Raw genomic sequence first — 7,333 nt, 5'->3', positions numbered from 1 at the left:
CCCACGCAGGAGTATTTCACGGGCGATTGTGTAGTCGGTGGCCTCCAGCAGTGGCAGCCAAGCACTCCAGTCCATGGGTATCCCTCAGCTCATCACGAGGTTTGACGTCGTCCTACAGCACCAGCATATGCCCCAGACCGTATCGATGTGAGGGCTTCAACCGTAGAATGTGGACGACGGCGAGGTACATCGAAAGGATATCCCCATGACAAATCAACAACTTACCCCGCACTTGATGTTTCAAGACGGTCAAGCTGAGGAAGCCATGCAGTTTTATGTGGAGCTATTTGGTGGTGAAGTCCTGACGAGTCATCGCTACGGCGCTGAAACCCCGGAGATGGACGGCCAGCTTCAGCTGGCCACTTTTCGCATCGCGGACCTGCAGTTGAACATTATGGATAGCGCCCCAATCCACGACTTTGATTTCACCCCGTCCATCTCGTTGACCTTCACATGCGAATCCGAAGCACAGCTGGATCAGCTCTATGCGGCACTATCCGAGGATGGTTTTGCCATGATGCCAAAGAATGATTATGGTTTCGGGCCGTTTGGCTGGGTCGCCGATCGTTACGGTGTCTCCTGGCAACTCAGCGTTGCCCCTGAGTCCGCCGCCTCCTAAATGTTTGCGCACTATTCCGACAGCTTGGCCGGGGTTCGTGTTGTCAGCCTTGCAACCAACCTACCGGGACCACTGGCTGCACGGCACTTGCAACGGCTCGGGGCGTCGATTATCAAAATTGAGCCGCCGACCGGTGATGCAGTGCAAGCATTTCCACAGTGGTATCAAGCGCTCAATAAGGGACAAACCATTGAGGCCCTGGATCTGAAGACCCAGCCCGGCACAGCTCGGTTCGTCGCATTACTCACCGACGCGGACATGCTCATCTCCTCGATGCGGCCCAGCGCAGCCGAGCGGCTTGGCCTGTATGACCTGGTTCGACAGGCTGGTGTTGCGCACATTGAAATTATTGGTGATCTTGAAGCACCCAACGCCCCGGGACATGATCTGACCTATCAGGCTGCGGCTGGTGTGCTGGCTTCCCCGCAGGTGCCTCGTGTGCCATGGGCCGATCTAATTGGCGGGTACCAGGCCACGATTGCCGCACTGGATGCACTCCGGGAGCGGGAGCAGGCTCAAGCCAACGGGAACAACGTCGTCGTGCACCGAAGAATCGGGCTGAAACAGGGGGTGGACGAGGCTGCCGAAGCATTTCGCATCGGGGCTACCGCACCGGGCGAGATCCTGTCCGGCGCTCACCCACAGTATGCAATCTATAAAACCCAGGACGGTTGGATTGCTGTGGCAGCACTCGAACCGCACTTTCACACCAGGCTCACGGCTCTGCTGGGCGAGAGTTTTGTGACACTGGCCGAGCACTTCGCCAAATATTCAACCGCCGAATGGCTGGAATTTGCCAACCAACACGATCTGCCATTTTCTGCCGTGGAAGACAACTAGCCCACTGCCAACTACGATTGAAACGACGACGCCGTTATGAGGGGAATACCATGCGGATCTTGATCGTCGGGGCGGGTATCGCCGGCCCCACCCTGGCCTACTGGCTCCATCGGGACGGGCATGAGGTCACACTGTTCGAGGCTTCCCCACAGTTGCGCAAGGGCGGGTACCTAGTTGACTTCTGGGGTGCCGGTTTTGATGTCGCCGAACGCATGGGCATCGTACCGCGGCTCATGCGCGATGGTTATGTCATCAAGGAGCTGCGCGAGGTCTCTGCCACCGGTAACATAGTTGCTCGCGTCGATCCGGCAAAAATTGTTGATGCCACCGGCGGTCGATACGTTTCCATTGCCCGTTCAGATCTGTCTGCCGCCATCTATGATCGCCTCGACGACGAGGTCGAAACCATCTTCGGGGACACGGTGACAGCATTGGATGACGACGGACAACGAGTTCACGTCGAATTCGAACACGGCCCACCCCGCGACTTTGATCTGGTCTTTGGTGCCGATGGATTGCATTCGAAGGTGCGGTCGCTGGTGTTTGGTCCCGAAGCCAAATTCGAACGCCACGTGGGCCTGATGGTGAGTGCACTCGAACTCGAAGGTTACCGCCCGCGCAACGAGTTGGTCGCCGTCACCCAAACAACCATCGGGGTGCAAACATTGCGCGTATCGCTGCGTGATGACACCACCCTGGTGCTGTTTACTTTCCGCGACGACCGGCCAATACCGCTGCACGATGTTGAAGCCCAACACGAGTTATTGCGCACCAGATTGAGCCATATTGGTGGCGAAGTACCGGGCATTCTTGAACAACTCCCACAGGCGAAGACCTTCTATATGGACCGGGCGAGTCAGATACGTATGCCGGAGTGGTCACGCGGTCGCATCGCGCTGTTGGGTGATGCCGCGGCGGCACCCTCATTGCTGGCCGGTCAAGGCTCCGCGCTAGCCATGGTTGAAGCCTATATATTGGCCGCTCAGTTGCGCCATACTCAAGGCAACTACGGCCGGGCTTTCGCGGCCTATGAGCAGCAGTTACGTCCCATGATTGAAGAAAAACAAGACGCTGCCCTGCGATTAGACTCTGCATTCGCACCTGCTAATCGCCGACAATTATGGTTACGCAACGCCACCTTGAGGTTGATGGGGATACCCTTCGTCGCGAATCTGGCGATGGGTCGCAGCCTTCACGATCCCATCGAGCTACCAGCGTGGTGATAACCGGGGCACCACACATCAGCGTGGTCGTATCGGGCCCAACTGGTCACCGACGCTTCCGGTTCTGAAGCCCGCCCAAAGCCCGTCTCCACCGGACCAACTCCGTGGCCACTGGTGCTATCGCATCGGCAACTATCGAGCGATCACCAAACACTACGACGAGACACTAGTGATCTTTGCTATGAAAGTCATGCACCGCTCAAAGTCTATGGAGATCACTGATGCAATGACCACGGCTGCTCTTAACGCGTGCCGGTAAGCCCAAGCATTTCGGGAGTCATCGGACCCTCATCACATCAAGGATCTCTTGACGTTCGGTGGAACAATGCGGGGCTAAGTCTCAACCGACTGCAGCCAAGCGATGAGTTCCTCCTGCTGCGCACCTGATAATTTTGCCAGTACACCGTTGCCGCGCATTACGAGCAAACTATCAGCGCTGTTTTCGTGTCCTGGCAAGCTAGCACCTACTGCACTGCTTGGTTCGATGACAGCAGGTGAAGCCAGAAAATAATCCCCGTCAGGGCTCGCCGAGACCGCTTCAATAATGAGTGGCCCGTTGGCCAGATCGAGTATCTCTCGTGAGTCGAATTCCATCCGGTAACCGGATAACGACACCTGGACCATCAACAAGACCTTTGGACGGCGTCCAAAGAGTCGCTTTCGAGTTTGTGTCGTGATTTCAAAGCGCAGGTCCCCCAGGTTCAAGGGCGGTACTTTACTCACGTCGTGCATTCTGCTGGAGTCCTTTTCAAATGACCTCGGATACAGGGTGTCTGTCGTCGTCTCTATTTTTACTCTGGTTGGGTAAACCTGTCCGGATGTAGGCAGGCAAATCTCGATTCCATAACCGCATTGGCCATTGGTATGATTATTTCATACCAAGGAGGTACATATGACAGTGGAAAAAGTGACGGTGACCCTTCCAAAAGAGTTGTATGAGATGGTGGAACAGGCGCGTGCCGTCGAGCACCGCAGCCGTTCAGAAGTTATTCAGGAAGCACTACGTAGATACTTCGGGGAACCGGTCTATAGGCCGACCGAAGAGGAGAAGGCAGCACTGGTAGCAGCCCTTGACGCCGTCCCTTCGGACCCTGTCTCCCTACGCGACTGGACCGACGTCCGCGGGAGTCTTCGAGGCCAGCGTTGAAGATTGTCCTCACGCCGCAGGCGGTGACCGACCTTGAAAAAGCCGTCGACTACTACAGGGATATCGATCACGAGCTGAGCGCGCGCTTCCTCGACGATATCGACGCTGTTATCGCGCGGATCATCGCGTTCCCCAAGGGTTCACCGCCGGTCGAAGGGTTCGAAGATCTCCGGAGAACACGAATGCGACAATTTCCCTACGGACTCTTTTACCAGCAGACCCAAATAAGCGAATTGCTCGTCGTCCGAGTGTTACACTCGCGGCACCATCATCCAGACGCGCTCGAAGGCTGACGGTGAAGTCGACGTGGCAGCACTTGAACCACCCGATGGCTGCAATTCGCCGCTCCGAATGGTGCGATTGACCGCGGTGATCCTCACGGGTGGGCAGCCAGGTGGGCGCGCAGGTAGGTTGCGGTGAGGGTATCAGTCGCTGCGACGTCGTCCGGGGTTCCGGTGGCAACAATACGACCGCCGTCGGCACCACCGCCGGGGCCGAGATCTATCAGCCAGTCTGCTGCGGCAATGATGTCTAGATCGTGTTCGATCACAATGACCGTGGCGCCACGTGCGATGAGCCGATCCAACACGCCAACTAATACTGCGACATCGTCGGGATGCAGACCCACCGAGGGTTCGTCCAGAACAAAAAGTGTGCCCTGCTGATTCCGTCCCAATTCGGTGGATAACTTCAGCCGCTGGGCTTCACCACCTGACAAAGCAGGGGTAGCTTCGCCCAGGGTTAAGTAGCCCAAGCCCAGATCAATCAGCACGTTGAGCTTGCGAACAATACGCTTATATTCTGCGAACAGGTCTGCGGCTTCTGCTGCGGTCAGCGCCAGGATCTGGGGCAATGAATGCCCTTCCAACTGGATGTCGGCAACCTCTGGACGGTATCGCGTACCGTGACAGGTCGGGCACGTCATGTGGACGTCGGCTAAGAACTGGGCGTCCAATGATATCTGACCGTTCCCGTCGCATTCTGGGCATTTCAGTGAGCCGGTGTTGTAGGAGAAGTCGGCTGCAGTGTAATGGTCACTGAGCTTGCCGAATTCGGTGCGCAGCTGGTCCATAATGCCTGAATAGGTGGCCACGGTGGATCGAATGTTGATGCCAATGGGCGTGGCATCCACCAGCACAGTCCGGTCGATATCCCCTGCGATGTGTTCGACGTGTTCCGGGGTGTCACCGTTGAGTGCAGGCAGCAAGGATTCCAGTACTAACGTGGTTTTCCCGGAGCCGGATACGCCGGTGACCACGGTGAGCACACCGGTAGGAAAGCTGACATCCAGTGCAGCAACGGTGTGGATCGGGGTGGTTTGTAACGAAATCCAGCCGGTTGGTTCCGGATGGGAACGTTCGATGGGCTGTGGGCCACATAAGTGCCGACCAATGGCTGACGCCGATTGGCTGGCGACTTCTTCGGGTGTGCCTGTGGTGACAATGGTGCCGCCGTGGGCTCCAGAGCCCGGGCCAATTTCAATGAGATGCTGAGCAGCCTGGATCACGGCGACATCGTGATCCACGAACACCACCGAATTGCCTTCGTGGAGCAGATCGTGCATCACGCCAATCAGACCTTCGACATTGGCGGGGTGTAACCCGATGGATGGTTCATCCAGGATGTACAGCACACCGGTGGTTTCATTGCGCACTGCTCGAGCCAATTGGGCGCGTTGGCGTTCACCATTGGACAAGGTGGACGAGGCTCGATCAAGGGAAAGGTACCCCAGCCCCAGCTGCAGGAGCCGTTTGCCCATGTCTTGCAGTGTGGCCACCAGGGCTGTTCCAAGCTCGGTGAGTTGGTTGGGCAGTTCCAGGCTGGCCGCCCAATCGAGTAGATCGTGGAGAGGAAGTGCTGAGATTGAGGCGAGGTTTTGGGTACCAATGCGGGGTTCGCGTGCCCGTGGTGAAAGCCGGGTGCCGTGACAGATCGGGCAGATTTTTTCGACAAGAAATTTTGACACCCGCTGCAATCTTCGGGCGTCGGTGGCACGTTCGAGTTCTTTGGTTACAGTGAGTCTGGCGTTGCGGAACGTGAAATCCAGATCGTGTACACCCTTGCGGCTGGTCACCGTAATGGCTTTCTTTTCCTCTGGACCGTTGAAGACGATCTCGCGTTCTGCAACGGTGAGTTCGCGAAACGGTACCTGCATTCGCACGCCGAATTCGGCCACGATTTGGGGTTGGACGTTGAACCCAAATTGGTTCCAGGGTGCCACGGCACCTTCGTCAATGGTTTTGGTTGGGTCCGGTACCAGGCTGGCGTCATCCACCTGCCGGGTGATCCCGGTGCCGGCACATTCCGGGCAGGCTCCGGCGGAATTGAAGGCTAGGTCTTCGGCACCTGGTGCGTAAAAGTCTTGGCCGCAATGGGTGCAGGTGATGGGATGTTCCAGCGCTACGTTGATGGTGGCCGAAGCATAGGTGCCACAGTGTGGGCAACGGTGTTCGGCCAAGCGTGAGAAGATCAGCCGCACAATGTTGAGCAGCTCTGTTGAGGTGCCAAATGTGGATCGCACACCAGCGACTCCCGGCCGCTGCCGTAGGGCCAGTGCCGGTGGGATATGACTGACTGAATCCACCGCTGCCCGCCCGGTGGCTGCCATTCTGCGTCGGGTATAGGTCGATAGGGCTTCCAAGTATCGACGGGAACCTTCGGCATAGAGGGTGCCCATGGCCAGCGACGACTTGCCTGAACCAGATACGCCAACGATGCCCACCAGCTGATTCAGTGGAATGTCGACGTCAATATTTTTCAGATTATTGACCCGGTCGCCACGAACGTGAATATGTGTTGGACTCTGAAAGCTGGCTTGATCGGTCACCTAGACCAGTCTAATGTGGTCACTCCCGAGGCCGCGATACCCGTGTCATGCTCAAGGTGTCGGCCGCCATTTATTGACCCCTACGATATGCGCCCCCGGTGGAGTCTTGTGGCAGCCAGTCGGTACCGAAAATTCGACCGCGAAGGGTTTGATGATCAGACCCGACCGGTGGTGCCGGGGTTAGGTGTCCACGTGCTCGCAGTTCGGGGGTGACAAACTTGGCGAACGCCGTCATATCCGGGCCGCGTAGTGCGTAATCAACGTTGAAGCCGTCAACACCAGCTTCTTGTATCCATCGTTCCAGTTCGTCAACGACGGTCTTGCCGGAACCGATGATCACCGGTCCGCGAGCGCCGATGGACATATATGATGCCAGATCGGCGATGGTCCATGCGCGGTCTGGGTCCATTGAGGTAAAGGATTGCAGTGCAGAACGGTTGCCCTCAATATGTACGTCTTGCAATACGTCGTCTGGCTGATATTTCGATAAGTCCAAGCCCGTCCAGCCAGCAAACAGGGCAAGGGCCGCGTCTTGATCAACGTATTGGCTGTAGTCGCGGAAGCGATCATAGGCTGCTTCATCTGTGGCTGCTGCAATGACTGTCACCGATGTGATCAGACGTGCTGATGCTCTGCGACGCCCGGCAGCCTGCATCTGTTGTTCTACTCGATCGACT

7 protein-coding genes and 1 pseudogene are annotated in these 7,333 nt (G+C 57.1%); 5 read left to right on the top strand and 3 right to left on the bottom strand.

Annotated features, from left to right (window positions below; genetic code table 11):
• The first annotated feature begins 205 nt into the window (after window positions 1–205).
• Genes K8V32_RS10750 through K8V32_RS10740 form a run of 3 tightly spaced genes read left to right on the top strand, consistent with a single transcriptional unit; the run spans window position 206 to window position 2,682 of the window.
• A complete protein-coding gene (locus K8V32_RS10750; RefSeq protein WP_303907067.1) occupies window positions 206–619 on the top strand; it encodes a VOC family protein in 414 nt (137 codons plus the stop codon).
• On the top strand, window positions 620–1,459 hold the full coding sequence (locus tag K8V32_RS10745; RefSeq protein ID WP_303907064.1) for a CoA transferase: 840 nt from the start codon (window positions 620–622) through the stop codon (window positions 1,457–1,459).
• A gap of 50 nt (window positions 1,460–1,509) precedes the next feature.
• Window positions 1,510–2,682 (top strand): FAD-binding domain, encoded by a 1,173-nt coding sequence (locus K8V32_RS10740; RefSeq protein ID WP_303907059.1) that lies wholly within the window; start codon window positions 1,510–1,512, stop codon window positions 2,680–2,682.
• A 333-nt stretch (window positions 2,683–3,015) separates the two neighbouring features.
• Here the strand turns inward: K8V32_RS10740 and K8V32_RS10735 are convergent, their stop codons facing one another.
• Window positions 3,016–3,405 (bottom strand): hypothetical protein, encoded by a 390-nt coding sequence (locus tag K8V32_RS10735; protein WP_303907056.1) that lies wholly within the window; start codon window positions 3,403–3,405, stop codon window positions 3,016–3,018.
• 169 nt (window positions 3,406–3,574) lie between these two features.
• On the opposite strand from K8V32_RS10735, the gene K8V32_RS10730 reads away from it, so the two are divergent.
• Both K8V32_RS10730 and K8V32_RS10725 read left to right on the top strand, forming a co-directional pair.
• Window positions 3,575–3,829: a ribbon-helix-helix domain-containing protein gene (locus K8V32_RS10730; RefSeq protein WP_303907053.1), complete on the top strand. Its 255-nt coding sequence runs from the start codon at window positions 3,575–3,577 to the stop codon at window positions 3,827–3,829.
• Window positions 3,826–4,122 (top strand): type II toxin-antitoxin system RelE/ParE family toxin, encoded by a 297-nt coding sequence (locus K8V32_RS10725; RefSeq protein ID WP_303907050.1) that lies wholly within the window; start codon window positions 3,826–3,828, stop codon window positions 4,120–4,122. The genes K8V32_RS10730 and K8V32_RS10725 overlap by 4 nt, the downstream gene beginning before the upstream one ends.
• Window positions 4,123–4,205: 83 nt before the next feature.
• Here K8V32_RS10725 and K8V32_RS10720 read toward each other — a convergent pair whose 3' ends face one another.
• On the bottom strand, window positions 4,206–6,656 hold the full coding sequence (locus K8V32_RS10720) for an excinuclease ABC subunit UvrA (protein ID WP_303907047.1): 2,451 nt from the start codon (window positions 6,654–6,656) through the stop codon (window positions 4,206–4,208).
• A 70-nt stretch (window positions 6,657–6,726) separates the two neighbouring features.
• Window positions 6,727–7,333 (bottom strand): annotated as a pseudogene (locus K8V32_RS10715) (5,10-methylene tetrahydromethanopterin reductase); the annotation flags it as partial.

This window comes from Enteractinococcus helveticum (assembly GCF_020742345.1).
Classification (GTDB): Bacteria; Actinomycetota; Actinomycetes; order Actinomycetales; family Micrococcaceae; genus Yaniella; species Yaniella helvetica_A.
Note: the sequence above shows the minus strand (reverse complement) of the source record. Positions and strands in the feature narration are given on the sequence as shown.

Bases quoted from the DNA above. Each gene is read 5' to 3' on its own strand.
- K8V32_RS10750 (WP_303907067.1), top strand. From the start codon at position 206: ATGACAAATCAACAACTTACCCCGCACTTGATGTTTCAAGACGGTCAA.
- K8V32_RS10745 (WP_303907064.1), top strand. From the start codon at position 620: ATGTTTGCGCACTATTCCGACAGCTTGGCCGGGGTTCGTGTTGTCAGC.
- K8V32_RS10740 (WP_303907059.1), top strand. From the start codon at position 1,510: ATGCGGATCTTGATCGTCGGGGCGGGTATCGCCGGCCCCACCCTGGCC.
- K8V32_RS10730 (WP_303907053.1), top strand. From the start codon at position 3,575: ATGACAGTGGAAAAAGTGACGGTGACCCTTCCAAAAGAGTTGTATGAG.